Source organism: Clostridium punense, from assembly GCF_017874425.1.
GTDB lineage: Bacteria > Bacillota > Clostridia > Clostridiales > Clostridiaceae > Clostridium_J > Clostridium_J punense.
Genome location: NZ_JAGGLL010000005.1, coordinates 166,892 through 181,588 on the forward strand (window position 1 = coordinate 166,892; position 14,697 = coordinate 181,588).

A 14,697-nucleotide genomic window follows, 5' to 3' on the forward strand; every position below is an offset into this window, starting at 1 on the left:
AAGCCTGTTAGAATCATATTTCTAAAATATCCTTAGAAATATGAAGAGTACAAAAATTTCCTTGTAGAATGTGCTTAAAAATCTAAATGTAGATCCTTAAGGAAAGTTCCCTTTTTATCTTTATCTGATAGTAAAACTTCTTCAATATTATCTAGGGGCCACTGTATTCCCACTGCTGGGTCATTCCACATTAAGCTTCCTTCAAATTCAGGATGATAAAAATCCGTACACTTATATAAAAACTCTGCTTCCTCAGAAGTAACTAAAAAACCATGTGCAAAGCCTTCTGGTACATAAAACATTCTTTTGTTTTCTTCACTTAAATAAACTCCCTGCCACTTTCCATAGGTAGGTGAGTTTTTTCTAAGGTCTACTGCTACATCATATACTTCTCCCTTTGTAACCCTAACTAGCTTTCCTTGAGAGTGTTTACTTTGAAAGTGCATCCCTCTAAGGACACCTTTTTTTGACTTAGAATGGTTGTCTTGAACAAACTCCATATCTAGTCCTGCTTCTTTGAAGGCATTAGCATTATAGGTTTCCAGAAAAAAGCCTCTATTATCTCCAAAGACCTTTGACTCAACTATGTAAAGCCCCTTTATATCTGTTTCTATAAAATTAAAGTTTCCCATATGTTACTCCCTCCAAAATGTCATTAAAAACGCCCTCACCAACTAATGATGAAGGCTTTTATTTTAAACAAATATAGGTTTGGTTGTTAATTTTTTTCATACATAGAACTATAATAATTTTGGTATTCTCCTGAAGTTACATGTTCCATCCACTTCTTATTGTCTAAATACCATTTTATAGTTTTAACTATACCTACTTCAAAGGTAGTTTCTGGATACCATCCTAGTTCTTCTTTTATCTTAGTTGGGTCAATACCGTATCTTCTATCGTGGCCTTTTCTATCCTCTACATACTTTATAAGATTTTCTGTAACTTCTTTATCTACATTTTCATTTAAATAACTTATAACTGTTTTAACTATATCAATATTGGTTCTTTCATTATGTCCCCCTACATTGTAAACCTGTCCTAGGGTTCCCTTAGTTAATACCATATCTATAGCCTTACAGTGGTCTTCTACATATAACCAATCCCTTATATTCATTCCATCTCCATAAACAGGTAAGTCCTTATGATTTAAGCAATTGTTTATTAAAAGTGGAATTAACTTTTCAGGAAATTGATAAGGGCCATAATTATTAGAGCATCTAGTGATATTTATAGGCATTTTATATGTATCTCCATAAGCCTTCACCATTAAATCTGATCCTGCTTTACTTGAAGAATATGGGCTATGTGGGTCTAGTGGAGTTGTTTCCATAAAGAATCCTGTATCTCCTAAGGAACCGTAAACTTCGTCAGTGGATACTTGAAGATACTTCTTTCCTTCCTTCCAGCCATCTTTTGTTTCCCAGGCAGCTTTAGAAGCATTTAAAAGGTTCACTGTTCCTAACACATTGGTTTTTGCAAAAACTTCTGGTTCCCTTATACTTCTGTCCACATGGGACTCAGCTGCAAAGTTTACTACATAATCTACTTCATAAGCTTTAAATATATTTTCTACTACTTCTTTATCACAAATATCCCCTTGAACAAAGGTGTAATTTTCATTACTTTCTACACTTTTTAGATTTTCTAGATTCCCTGCATAGGTTAATTTATCTAAATTTATTATTTTAATATCCTTGTATTTATCTAACATATAATGAACAAAGTTAGAGCCTATAAATCCTGCTCCTCCTGTTACTAAATAAGTTTTCACTATAACCTCTCCAATCATGAAATACTAAAGAATTTAATCATCTCAATTACCACGGAAAAATATTTATATTATCACTACAACGGTTAAAAAGCTGTTCCTACTAAATATACTTATAACCATTTAGTTATTGATTTGCAATGTTAATTAAGTATTTTCCATAATCTGATTTACAAAGGGGTTCTGCCAACTTTAATAGCTGGTCTCTATCTATAAACCCTTTTTTATAAGCAATTTCCTCAATGCAGGCTATGTAAAGCCCTTGTCTTGTTTGAATTGCTTCCACAAAGTTTGAAGCTTCTAAAAGTCCTATATGAGTTCCTGTGTCAAGCCAAGCCATACCTCTTCCAAACAACTCTACCTTTAACTTTCCTCTCCTTAAGTATTCGTTATTTACTGAAGTTATTTCTAGCTCTCCTCTTGAAGATGGTTTAATAGTCTTTGCAATTTCGATAACTGAATTGTCATAGAAATATAAACCTGGTACTGCATAATTAGATCTTGGATTTTCTGGCTTTTCCTCTATGGATAGTACATTGAAACTTTTATCAAACTCAACTACTCCAAATTCTGTTGGATTACTTACATGATATCCAAAAATAGTAGCTTCTTCTCTTTCTACAGCTTTTTTAAGTCTTTCACTAAAGCTATAACCGTAAAAAACATTGTCTCCCAGAACTAAAGCTACCTTATCTTCTCCGATAAATTCTTCTCCAATAATAAAAGCTTCTGCTAGCCCATTAGGCTGCTCCTGAATAGCATACTGAATATTTAGTCCTATTTGACTTCCATCTTCTAAAAGTTCCTGAAAAGATGGTAAATCTCTTGGCGTAGATATAATTAAAATGTCCTTAATACCAGCTAACATAAGCACTGATAGCGGATAATAAATCATTGGTTTATCATATATAGGTAAGATTTGCTTAGATACAGATTTAGTTATTGGGTAAAGTCTTGTGCCTGAACCCCCAGCTAAAATTATTCCTTTCATTTATATCACCTCATTAAGTATAATCCCCTGCCAACTAAGAACTTAATTATAGGAAATTAAACATTTTTATTATACCATAAACTGCATTATCTTATTTGATTAAGGTACCCTAAATAAATGCATACAGCTCTTTCTAAAGCTTAAGGATAAAATATGGTATTATTATCTCACAAAAACTAATCATTATTAGTAAGCTACAATTTAAATCACAATATATAGTAGTATAGTCATATTTATTTCTACTACATCAAGTATAGAAATTTATGCTCAATACTTATTGTGGTTTAATCATTGTATATAATTTATTCTATCATTATATAACAAGATAAATAGTAATTGAAATTACTACCAAGAAGTCTTTACCTTCCTTACATTTACTCATGCATAACAAAAAATACATGACTTTATTATACATTAAAAGTCTTATACTTCTCATTATATGACAAATTCTATATTTATAAAAGAATATCCTAGTTTTTGTGCTATGTAAACCTATTTTAGTTTTTTAAATAAGGCATCTTCAAAAAATAAATAAGTCAATCTGCTCGTCTATTTTGTGCTATACTGTGTCAACAGAACCCTTTGATAGCCCCACTATCTGCGGAACCTGTTTCCTTGTCTATCACAAAATAGCCTTCACATCTTTAACTTGTTATTTATTTTCAGATGCCTAGTGTAGAATTAAGTAAGCTTTAATGTTAAAATAGTAATAACTTATGTGTTATTACGCAATTAATTTTTAAATATTTAGTCTTTAAGGGGGGAAGTTTTTAATGAAGAAAACAACTTCTTTAGTGATTACTGCAGCTTTAGTTTTATCTCAGTTGCCAATCACTAAGGTTTATGCTTCAGATTTGCCAAAAGATGAAGTAAAAGTTTTACAAAGTACTAGTACAAATAGTACAAGCTCTCAATTACTAGAACAATACAAAAAAGAGTCTGAACTTTTCGGGACTACCTATGAAGAGACAAAAAAACCAGTTCCTCGCAGTATTAGTGCAGCTTCAAGCAATATAGATGAGAGAGAAGAATTCAAATTAGATAGAGGTGGACTAGCTACCATAGCGTCTTTAACTCCACTAACAGCAGCTAACTATGAAATTGTTTTGTCTTATCCAGATAAAAATACTTTTGTGACTTCCGCAGATACTCTTCAAGCTGCTATTTTAAAGGCAAAAGGATTAGCAAACTCAGATCCTAACGCAATTCCTGCAGTTCTAGAAAAGCAAAGTGGATTAATTGTTTATGCTACAGAGGCAATGGGAAGAGTTGTTAAGTTTGTAGATGGACAAATCTATATGCCTGTAGATAAAAACTCTAACGTATATTCTTCCAATTTACTGACTAGTGCTTATACTTATGTGAATCATGGTTATGTGGATGATGTTCCCATTTTAGAGGACAATGGAACTAGCGCTAAAGTAGAGGTTGCAGGTTATACTGGCTGGATGCAAAAGGATACCACAAAATCAGAATTCGACTTAGCAGTTATACCTCTTAATAAGGCTGCTAACCCAAGCTATTATATTTCTGAAAATGGTGAATTAAAACACTACATAAGCTATGATCTTGTAAATGCAGGTGGTAGTCTCTATGGTATAAAGCTAGGTCCTGCACCAAGTTTCATGCAGTCTGGTGTAAAATATTATAGCTATGATGGAAATTATTTTTACACTAGTTTAAAGACTTTAATTTCTGATGGAAAAGCAGGCCATCATAACAACGCAGTAAATGCTAGTAATGTTTATTATAACTACTATCAGTTTTTGCCCTTTAGAAGCAAGAGTACCTTTACTGGCGATCAAATTAACACTTACTTAAATGATAGAGCTGGACTCGCAGCAAATAGTAAGTTAAGAAGTATTGGCCAGTATCTTGTTAATGGACAAAATTCTAATGGAGTTAATGCACTAATAACCTTTGGGGTAGCTTGCAATGAGTCTGGATTAGGAACTTCCTCTATTTCTCAACAAAAGAATAATATTTTCGGAATTAATGCAGTGGATTCTAATCCTGCAGGTTCTGCTAATGCTTTTGCTTCAGTGGAGGATTGCATTAACGACTTCACTAAAAACTATATTTCTAGAGATTATTCCGATCCCGATGATTGGAAACATTACGGTGCTTACTTAGGAAATAAAAACTTAGGAGCAAATGTTAAATATGCCTCAGACCCTTTCTGGGGCGAAAAGGCATCTCAGTATATGTATAAAATGGATTACCACACCAGTAACTATGTAGTAGCAAATGCAGGTGATAATGCATCCATTAGCAACTTAAAGGATTTTAACAACTATCAGTTAGCAATTTTCACAAATGCTACAGATGTGTTAACTGCTTCAAACTCTAGTGCTACAAAGCTTTATACTGTTACTCAGGCAGTAAAAACCGGGGCTGGTAAGGTTGGAAATGTAATTGTAGTAAAAAGCTCTAATACCTTTAGAGATGGTACTACTTCTTACTATAATATTACCCCTGATAGATCAGCAATTCCTTGGAGTGATGGCGGAAGATTTGATGGAGTTTTTGATTGGAGTAAAGAAGCTTATGTTAAAACTGATAGTTTAAAGCTTATTAATTCTCCAAAGGCAACTATCCCACCTCCAGTTGAAGTAAAAAAAGGCTGGGTTCTTCAGGATAAGATATGGTATTACTATGATACTACCACTGGAGTAAAGAAGACTGGTTGGCTAAGAGATAACAATAGATGGTATTACCTAGACCCTACTACTGGTGCTATGAAAACTGGTTGGGTTACTGTGGATGGTAAGCGTTACTACTTAGATGATTACGGCAGTATGGTAACTGGTCTTATAACACTTGGAAGTAACACCTACTACTTTAATATTTATGGTGCTATGGAAACAGGCCTTAAAACCATTGATGGAAAAACCTACTACTTTAGTACCGATGGTATTATGGCAAGAGGTATAGCTACTGTTGGAACCAAAAAATATTATTTCAACAGCAGTGGTGTTATGACCACAGGCTGGGTTCTTCAAAACAGCAACTGGTACTATTTTAATTCTGATGGAACCATGAAAACTGGTTGGTTATATGTAAATAACTACTGGTACTACCTTCAAGATAACGGTATTATGAAAACTGGTTGGCTACTTCTTGGTAACACTTGGTACTATTTAGAAGGCAGCGGTGCTATGAGAACTGGTTGGCTTACCCTAAATAACCATAAATATTATTTAAATATTTATGGTGGTATGGAAACTGGTTGGGTGCTTATTGGCGGCAAATGGTACTACTTCTATGCTGGTGGTGACATGGCTTATAATACTACCATAGGTGGCTACAAGTTAGGTAATGATGGAGCTATGCTTCCATAAATTCAAATTCACCCCTTTGGGGTACCCCTGGGGTATGCGGTTTTTGTCATTTTAAAGGGAAGCTCTTTAGCTTCCCTTTAACCATCTTAACAATTATTCACTAAAAATAAATAATTATGATATCCCTTTATCACAGTAAGTTACCCTATCTCTGTACTAAATTTTTAGTTTGACAATTCAATGGGTGGTACTCCAACTAAAGCTGAAGTAATAATAAAAAAAGAATTATATACATATTATCACTAAAGAAAATTTTAGGATATAATAAAGATAAGTTTTTAAAAAAGGGGGTTTTAAAATGCCATTAAATGCTGATAAAGTTTTTTTTCAAAAAGAAGAATGGATTAATACTGTAAAATATATGTCACCAAGACCACGATATAATCATGTAGAATTACAAGGGGAACTATATCTACAACTTAAACATTATTTCAAAAAAAAATGTAATGTTTCAATTGAAGCAGCGCTTTTTTTAACAAAAGAAGACCCCAAATTAATTAAAAGTGATAAGAATAAAATTGACGAGCTAATAAAATCTAAGCAAGCCGAGGTAGCTCCCGATGTGGCTGTGTATTGTGATAAAAATCAGATATTTTATAGGGGTTATATAGGTGTTCCTCAATTAATTGTGGAGGTTCTAAGTCCATCGAATTCAGATGATGATTTAATTGTGAAAAAAGATTTATATGAAGAGTATGGAGTTTCCGAGTATTGGATTGTGTCACCTATGAGCAGGAAGATTTGGATATATGAATTAGTTGATAATAAATATGAATTAAGGCATAACTGCACATTTAATGATAAATTTAAGTCAATAAAATTTGAAGATTTAGAAATTGACTTGTCAGAAATTGAGTTAATAAATGAAGAATAGTTAGGAAAAAGAAATGTTAATTAGGTAATAAAATAAGGATATGAGAAAATGGTAAACTATTTTCTCATACCCTATTTAACCTTTAAGTAAGTTTTTATATATAACAGATTTAAACATCTTTTTATCATTAAAATGGTTCCATTTACAATTGTGTAAATGTATTTATTATGTTGTTTATAACTACCGGAAACCTAAATTTCTCTAGTTTAACAATTCAAGCGGTGGTACTCCTGCTAAGGTAGAATAGACCTTTTTCGTATTTATATCAACAAAATACCAGGCAACAGTAGCAGTATGGTCAGACATTTTTTGGAAAAGTTGAATCATATAGCCCTCTTTACCCTCTATTACTTTCTTATCCGTAGGTTTGTCCCATGTTGATATATTGCTAACTTTACTTGTTTTAGATAGATAAATTTCTGCTGCTAGTTTTGCTGCTTCAGCATAAGTTAATGGTGCAGATTCCTTCTTTTTTCTTTCCTCTTCAACTTTTTTAGCTTCTTCTGCCTTTATTCTTTCCTGTTCAGCTTCATAACTACTTTTAGCTTTATCAATTTGAGATTTTAATACAATTGCACTATCACTAATGTAATTTGTTACTACTTTATCATTTATTAATGCATAGGCATCCTCAAATTTATTTTCACTTAGAAGTTGCTCTACAGCTTTGCTTTTATCTTTTACAATTTCACTCTTGCAAAATTTGATTTTTTCTTCTACTTGTTCTTTTAACCCTACCGCAGCTGAATCAACTTTGTTTAGTTCATCTATTGCTGCATCATATTTTCCAGCCTCTACTAAGGCTGTAGCCTCCTGGTATAACTTCATTTGGTCTATATATGATTGAACTAAAGTAATTTTATTGTTAATCTCATCTGTACTTTTTATGTCTTTACCCTTTTGAAGAACTTCCATTGCCTCATCATATTTTTTTTCTTCTACAAGTGTATTTGCTTTTTCAACATATTCCTTATAGCTTTTATCTTGCTTAAAGTTCTTCACTACCACAAATCCAGTTGGAACTACTATAACTAGTATTAAAACAATAATCCCTATAATAATCTTTTTATTTTTCATTCCCAAGTCACATCCCTTCTAAGTCTTTTGGTCTAACCTTAACGTAATAACATTAATTTTAGACACTACATTACTATAATCCCCTTGAATTTTAGCAATGTTAATTAATTCACATGAAAATTATAACATGTTTTGGCATGTTATTCCATAAAGTTCTAAATGTTTACATATAGTTAATCTTTCATAACTGTCCGTTGTCGCAAATTAGAATGTGTAATAATAATTATAGTAGTAGGACCTTTTACTTTTCCTTGTTGGTATATATGGAGCTATGCTTCCATAAAAATTAAATAATACTCTAAAAAAAAGTTGTTACTACTTGGTGTAGTAACAACTTTTTTTATTTCTTTATTTTAGAGTTTATTATTTAAGTTTAGATAAGAGTACATCCATGCTTGTATTATTAAAGTAATCAATTTGCTCTTTAGTTAAAGTCTTTGGTTGAAACTCTTCTAACTTCCCTTTTTCCCAAAGTCTCCCCAATACTTGTCCATCAACTAGCCTTATTAACTCAGAGTAATTTTCTTGTGACTCAAACTCATAATTTTTAATGATTACACTTGCGTAAGCTCCTAAACTTTTATGTACTTCGTTTGAAAAAGGATTTAGATTAGTAGTAGCATCAGAACCATGTTCTAAACAAATTGTTCCTAACTTCTCCCATGCTGTTCCACTAGTATTTCTTTCAATAACCGGAATAAACCCTTCCTTATCTATGAACATTCTTATATGGTTTTTATAGGCGTATATGCTGCCAGTTGGAATTGTTTCCCCGCTTCCACTACCTATTTTAATTTCGTTTACTCTATATGAAAGATATTTGGCAAAGTCAATGACGTCTTTATTTCTTGCTGAGGCTAAATCCTCTATATGTAACCTTGCATCTTTAACTAGGGATTCCTGTTTTTCCTTCTCAGCTCTTTCTACCATAGTCAATGCTTCTTTTATTATAATTTGCTGATACATATCTAAAGTTGCAGACCAAGTTGGAGTATAGCCCTTATTACCCTCATAAGTGTCAAAGGCTATAACTAAATCTCTTGCCTCATTTATCTCCCATTGTAACATGCGCACCTTAGCAACGGTCTTATCGCCATAGATATACCTCATAAACTTAACGAAAAGCTCATGTTGTACTGTATCTGTATGTCTTGATAACTCTCCCATGGCCCACTCTGCTGGTGTTCCTTTTAGTTTTGCTATTGCTGTTCTTGCTTCATTTATTGAAGGTTGTGTTCTTTCATCTAAGCAAGTCATTACTGCATCATAAGCATTTTTGTGTAATAAGTTATAGTCAACAGCTGCTATCTTCATTTTAGTATCAGTTGCAGTTTGAGCTAAAACATTTGGTGCCATTCCCCCTAACATTAATAAGCATAACCCCGCTGTCATTAAAGTTTTTAATGATTTCTTGTTTAACATAACTTTCCTCCCCCACATTTATATAAATTATTGAAGCAATTATTCACTAAAGATGAAGCCAACATCAATAATTAAATCTGTAAATATTGAACTGATGTATTTATCTCCCTTTTTAAAAGTGTTAGTTATTTCATATGCTCCGTCTATTAAAGTATGCTGAACGATAAACCCATTTTGATCTACAATGTTATACTCCAGAACCCCATATTTCTCGTAAGTATAATACTTTGCTCCCCTATCTATTTTAGAAGTAGACTTTGAGAGAATCTCGAAAATTATTTTAGGTGCTGTCAAAAAGCTTTCTCCCTTTTGTTCCACATTTCCACACATAACAAATATATCTGGTTTGTATTTTTTTATATCATTTTCACTTTTAAAGATAACTTCTATTTGTTCAGTATATGACCTGCAATCTTTTCCTCTAAAGTATAATGTTAAATAGGCATTTATATTATTTAGAATAATGTTATGCTTTTGTGAAGTATTAGAACTTAAGTAGATAACTCCATTATCGTATTCAGCCTTACCATTGAAATTAGCTTGAATTTCTTCAAACTCATCTTCTGTATAAAATATATTTTCAATATAATTTCTCATTTTATACCTCCATAAATATAGGATATAGGATTTATTTACCTAATCCTACAAATGCTTATCTATATTATACGTTAATAAAATCCTAAACAAAACAACAGCCAGCTTATGAACTTCTTATATTTTTATGTACTATTGGATAGTCTATTATTTTCTCATGGCTATTAGTAGCTGTGACTATTTTTTAAGAAAAACCTTAATCCTTCTTAAAATATATTTAGAAAAAGACACTGTAGTAACCTTTAAGTACTTACCTCTTGTGATCTTTTTAGTTTCTAGCAAGTTTTTATAGTTTGAAAGTTCTCCTTTTTCCATTTCCCAAAGCTTTGCTGAAAGACCACTTCCAAAGCCAGCTTCACCGTCACCATAGGTTACTAAGCTTTCATTTAAAATAACACATTTGTAATTGGAAGCAATGGTAAGCCAAAGTCTGTAGTCCTCAGAATACTTTTGATTTTCATTAAAGCCACCAATATCATCTAAAACTGCTTTTTCTACAACTACAGTTGAAGTAAAGATGGAGTTTCTGTAAAGTAGTTCCTTTAGAGTTATAGACTGAACAGAATTAAAGCCTTTTATGGTTCTTCCATTTAAGGTGGTGGAAATTAACTTTATATTAGAATCTTTCTTTAAGATTTCCATTTGCTTCTTTATTTTATCTTTATCCCAAGTATCATCTGAATCTAAGAAAGCTATATATTTTCCCTTACTTTCCTTTATACCTCTGTTTCTTGCCTTAGATGGACCTCCATTAGTCTGCTTTATTACTGTTAAATTATCTAAACCATTTTTTTCTTTGTATTCTAAAAGGGTTTCATAGCTATTGTCCTTAGACCCATCATCCACTGCTATAATTTCATAACTGCCTTCATAACTTTGTTTTAATACACTTTCAATGGCTTTTGTTACTTCTGGGTTGTTATATACTGGTATAACTACTGAGAATTCTATATTATTATTCATAACGATCTCCTAACTTCTATACTCATAACATAACTATGACTATTCCTGAGTATTTGTCATTGATGTTTATGTGCTGTGAATTGAAACTACAAATATGTTTATTTGCTTTATAGTGAACCAGAGTTAAAACTTAACTTGTACATGAGTCCTACTCTGATTCCCTTAAGGCTTTTTGAACCCCAATAAATTAAACTTTCACTGAGAAAGCCTTTATAAATTGTATCTTTTACAAATTATTAGTAAAAAATAATATATCTATTAGCTATATTTCTGTTGTTAAAATACAATTAATATTATACTCAAAAACGTAGTACTTTTAAACTATAATAAAAATATTATCCATTTTTGAAATAGACTTTAGTTTATTACTAGTCCCTATAAGGGATTTTCAAAAAATAAATAAGTCAGTACCTTTGTCTATTTTGACTTGTTATTTATTTTTAAATGCCTAAAATCAAAATTCATTGCTCTTTGAACAAAGTCTTGTCAAAAGTGTAAAAGTAATATAACTTATTATATAGTGAATAAAAGTCACTACTTATAATTTTATGGGATTTTAATATAGTGCATAAGAAGTTCCCACTTGAAAGAAGGAAAATTAACAATGAGTAAATCAATTTTTAAAAATGCTATATATAAAACTCTTTTAAATCTTTTTAATTTAGTTATTCCACTAATAATTGGTCCTTATGTGGTAAGGGTAATTGGAACAGAACTTATGGGAAGAATAAGTTACACTGAGTCCATAAATATGTATTTTGCTATTTTTGCCGGTCTTGGAATTTATCAATATGGTATAAGAGAAATAAGCAGGATTAGGGATGATAAAAAGAAGGTAAATCAACTTTTTACAAGTTTGTTTCTTCTTGGAGTTATTGCTAATCTTATAGTTACTCCTGCTTACCTTATATATATAAATATATATTTTAAGGGAGCACCAGCTTTTCCTGTTATGGTTATTTATGCTTTCAACACGGCACTAACAGCTTTTTATGTGGAGTGGATGAATGAGGCTTTAGAGGATTACGACTTTATAACTATTAAAACTATTATTGTTAGATCAATTTTTATTATTTCAACTCTTTTATTAATTAAAAATCAACAAGACTTTTATAAATATGTAATTCTTAACTCTGTGACTTTATTTTTAAATTATAGTATTAGCTTTGCTCGTATAAAAAGAAAAGTTAAATTTGACTTTAGCAACTTAACCTTTACTAAGCACTTAAAGAGCTTAATTTTCATTGTTATTTTAAGCAATGCAAATACCTTATACACAATCTTAGATAAGATTATGCTAGGTAATCATGTAAGTGAAAATGCAGTTTCTTACTACACTTATCCTCAACTGGTTAACTCTATAGTAAATAACCTTTTATTATCTATAGTTTTAGTTACAGTTCCAAGGCTATCTAATTTACTAGGTAATAATGATGAGAAACAATATGAAAACTTACTAAATAAAATCTGCAAGACATATTTAGCTTTCTTATTCCCAGCTGCTATAGGAATTTTCATATTAGCTAAGGAAATACTTATACTTTATGGAGGAGGAACTCAGTTAGTTGCCTCTACCAATGTACTTAGAATTTTTGCAGCTTATATGATTACTGCTGGATTTGAATCTATTCTTACAAATCAGGTAATGTACGTAAAGAGGAAAGAAAGAATTCTTGTTGTGTTTATTCTTACCTTCGGACTAGTAAATGTGGTGTTTAAGCAAATTTTAGTTCGTACTGGTGCTCTTACTCCAGAAACTGCTATTGCAACAACTACTTTAGCTAACTTTTTACTTATAACCACTGAATACTTATATATAAACTTAAAATTAAAAATTAAGTTTTCAATTTTAGATTTTGGTAAGTTAAAGTATCTTTTATATTCACTTGCCTTTATTCCAATCAGCTATGTTATAAGTTTAGTATTTAAAGGTTTCTTTTCTTATATAATGCTTGTGGTATTAGTTAATGGACTATACTACTTCCTAGTATTATATATTACTAAGGATGAAATTTTATTTACTTTCCTTTCTAAGTTTATGAGAAAAAAATCCTAGAATTAATTTACATCTTATCCAAAATTGTGGTATTATATGTGTATATAATTATTAAAGGAGGCTTCCTATGGCCACTTTTTCAACTGTAATATCATATATTTTATTCTGGATATTTTTCAAAAAATTTGATGACAAAATATGTAGGCCTATAGAGAATTTTATAAATAAATTTAAATATAGAAAGTTTATTAAAGGCGCCATATTAATATCATCTGTATTTATATGGCTAACATTGGAAGGTTATGCAGGGTTAAATGCTATCCTTTGGGGTATCATTTTTGGACTGATCCTAGCAGCAGGGACTACCTTCTTAAATATATTTAAATAATGAACAAGTTCATTTTGTTAACAACTTTGGAAGCAGATTTAGACCGAACAAACTGTGTTTGTTACACCAAAACAACTTATCTAGGTTGAGCAACTGCCACTTTAGAAGGTGGCAGACTTGAAGCTTCCAAAATGTTGTTAAAAATTAGTAAAAAGCTAAAACATTTGAATAGATGTTTTAGCTTTTTTATCTGCATTATATTTTTGTGACTAAGTCTACATATAGCCTTTAGCTTATTAGACCTTTAAAATCCTATAACATTTTACTTGGCATTTTCTTAATTCCTAGAACTTAAGCTTCACTAGAAAGAGACTGGCTGTTACTAATAGTTGCTTTACTTTTGCCTGTCTGATTTTCAGCCTCTTCATCCTTATACTTACCAATGAACTTTGCATGGTAAAGCCTTTGATCTTCTGGGGGAAGCTTCATGAAGTCACCAAACATAATAGTTAATATATCTTCAGGTTTGTTTGGCACCCAAAACTCACTATCCTCAAACTTTATTTTCTTAAGTGGGAATAGTGAATCAGCTTTGAATCTATGACTCCAGATGATTTCTGGTCCTTGTGTATAGTATTCACCAGTTGCTTCTTTATTCCACTTGTAAGTTGAAAATAGTATTTTATCAACCATTTTAAAACTTACAGCTTTCCCTAAAACTTGTGAAATTGTTCTTCCAAAGAATTTTACAGAAGGAAAATCCCTAGTATTTATTTTCATTTTTGATACTAAAAGGAACTTTGAAAGTTTTGATTGTAATGAATACTTACCCATGGAATCCGGCGCCTTATCCATAGGAAATATATCAATATATATACCTTGATGATATTTTTTATGATTTTCCCCATCTTCAATAAAAAGACTCTTATTGTACCTTACTTTTAAAGGAACATGGTATAACTTGTAATATGGATCTGTTTTCATAGTTTGCATAAAGTAATCTTCTGAAAGCTCTCCCTGAGCTATAGCCATGAATTTGTTGTAATCCTCCCTAGGCATGGATATGTCTAGGTCATCATCCCAAGGAATAAACCCTTGGTGTCTCACAGCTCCTAATAGGGTACCATCACTTAGAAAATATCTAAGGTTGTGTTTTTCACAAATTCTATGAACTTCCTTTAAAATGTCTAACATTATTAATTGAGCTTCTCTTAGAGAGCATTCTTCTATTTTATTTAAATCAATTTTATGATTCATTTACGCCTTCTCCTTAGATAAATATTGTTTATTCTTCAAGGGGCTTCTAAGTTATATTTTATTTGCGCTTAAAAGCCTTAAAA

Annotated in this window: 12 protein-coding genes; 4 read left to right on the forward strand and 8 right to left on the reverse strand. The window is 31.3% G+C overall.

Features of this window, described 5'->3' with window-relative positions:
* Positions 1-74: 74 nt before the first annotated feature.
* The 3 genes from rfbC to rfbA form a co-directional block, all read right to left on the reverse strand.
* A complete protein-coding gene (rfbC, locus tag J2Z44_RS04865; protein ID WP_021281295.1) occupies positions 75-632 on the reverse strand; it encodes a dTDP-4-dehydrorhamnose 3,5-epimerase in 558 nt (185 codons plus the stop codon).
* An 86-nt stretch (positions 633-718) separates the two neighbouring features.
* Complete coding sequence (rfbB, locus tag J2Z44_RS04870; RefSeq protein WP_021281294.1) at positions 719-1,774, reverse strand: dTDP-glucose 4,6-dehydratase; 1,056 nt, start codon at positions 1,772-1,774, stop codon at positions 719-721.
* A gap of 124 nt (positions 1,775-1,898) precedes the next feature.
* On the reverse strand, positions 1,899-2,762 hold the full coding sequence (rfbA, locus tag J2Z44_RS04875) for a glucose-1-phosphate thymidylyltransferase RfbA (RefSeq protein WP_021281293.1): 864 nt from the start codon (positions 2,760-2,762) through the stop codon (positions 1,899-1,901).
* A 773-nt stretch (positions 2,763-3,535) separates the two neighbouring features.
* Here rfbA and J2Z44_RS04880 point away from each other — a divergent pair.
* Both J2Z44_RS04880 and J2Z44_RS04885 read left to right on the forward strand, forming a co-directional pair.
* Positions 3,536-6,103 (forward strand): glucosaminidase domain-containing protein, encoded by a 2,568-nt coding sequence (locus J2Z44_RS04880; protein ID WP_021281292.1) that lies wholly within the window; start codon positions 3,536-3,538, stop codon positions 6,101-6,103.
* Positions 6,104-6,401: 298 nt separating this feature from the next.
* Positions 6,402-6,977 carry a Uma2 family endonuclease gene (locus tag J2Z44_RS04885; RefSeq protein ID WP_209649383.1) on the forward strand — a complete coding sequence of 192 codons (576 nt, stop codon included), beginning with the start codon at positions 6,402-6,404 and terminating at the stop codon, positions 6,975-6,977.
* A 201-nt stretch (positions 6,978-7,178) separates the two neighbouring features.
* Here the strand turns inward: J2Z44_RS04885 and J2Z44_RS04890 are convergent, their stop codons facing one another.
* The 4 genes from J2Z44_RS04890 to J2Z44_RS04905 form a co-directional block, all read right to left on the reverse strand.
* Complete coding sequence (locus J2Z44_RS04890; RefSeq protein WP_152513202.1) at positions 7,179-8,054, reverse strand: YfgM family protein; 876 nt, start codon at positions 8,052-8,054, stop codon at positions 7,179-7,181.
* Between the two features lie 363 nt (positions 8,055-8,417).
* The gene (locus tag J2Z44_RS04895) at positions 8,418-9,476 is read right to left on the reverse strand and encodes a hypothetical protein (RefSeq protein WP_021281288.1); all 1,059 of its coding nucleotides are present in this window, start codon (positions 9,474-9,476) and stop codon (positions 8,418-8,420) included.
* A 39-nt stretch (positions 9,477-9,515) separates the two neighbouring features.
* Positions 9,516-10,073: a Uma2 family endonuclease gene (locus J2Z44_RS04900; protein WP_209649384.1), complete on the reverse strand. Its 558-nt coding sequence runs from the start codon at positions 10,071-10,073 to the stop codon at positions 9,516-9,518.
* Positions 10,074-10,247: 174 nt separating this feature from the next.
* The gene (locus J2Z44_RS04905) at positions 10,248-11,033 is read right to left on the reverse strand and encodes a glycosyltransferase family 2 protein (protein ID WP_021281285.1); all 786 of its coding nucleotides are present in this window, start codon (positions 11,031-11,033) and stop codon (positions 10,248-10,250) included.
* Between the two features lie 604 nt (positions 11,034-11,637).
* Between J2Z44_RS04905 and J2Z44_RS04910 the strand changes: the two genes are divergently transcribed.
* The gene (locus tag J2Z44_RS04910) at positions 11,638-13,089 is read left to right on the forward strand and encodes an oligosaccharide flippase family protein (RefSeq protein ID WP_021281284.1); all 1,452 of its coding nucleotides are present in this window, start codon (positions 11,638-11,640) and stop codon (positions 13,087-13,089) included.
* Positions 13,090-13,156: 67 nt separating this feature from the next.
* Positions 13,157-13,417, forward strand: a complete 261-nt coding sequence (locus tag J2Z44_RS04915) for a hypothetical protein (protein WP_021281283.1) — start codon at positions 13,157-13,159, stop codon at positions 13,415-13,417.
* A gap of 291 nt (positions 13,418-13,708) precedes the next feature.
* Here J2Z44_RS04915 and J2Z44_RS04920 read toward each other — a convergent pair whose 3' ends face one another.
* Positions 13,709-14,614: a LicD family protein gene (locus J2Z44_RS04920; protein ID WP_021281282.1), complete on the reverse strand. Its 906-nt coding sequence runs from the start codon at positions 14,612-14,614 to the stop codon at positions 13,709-13,711.
* Positions 14,615-14,697 lie beyond the last annotated feature (83 nt).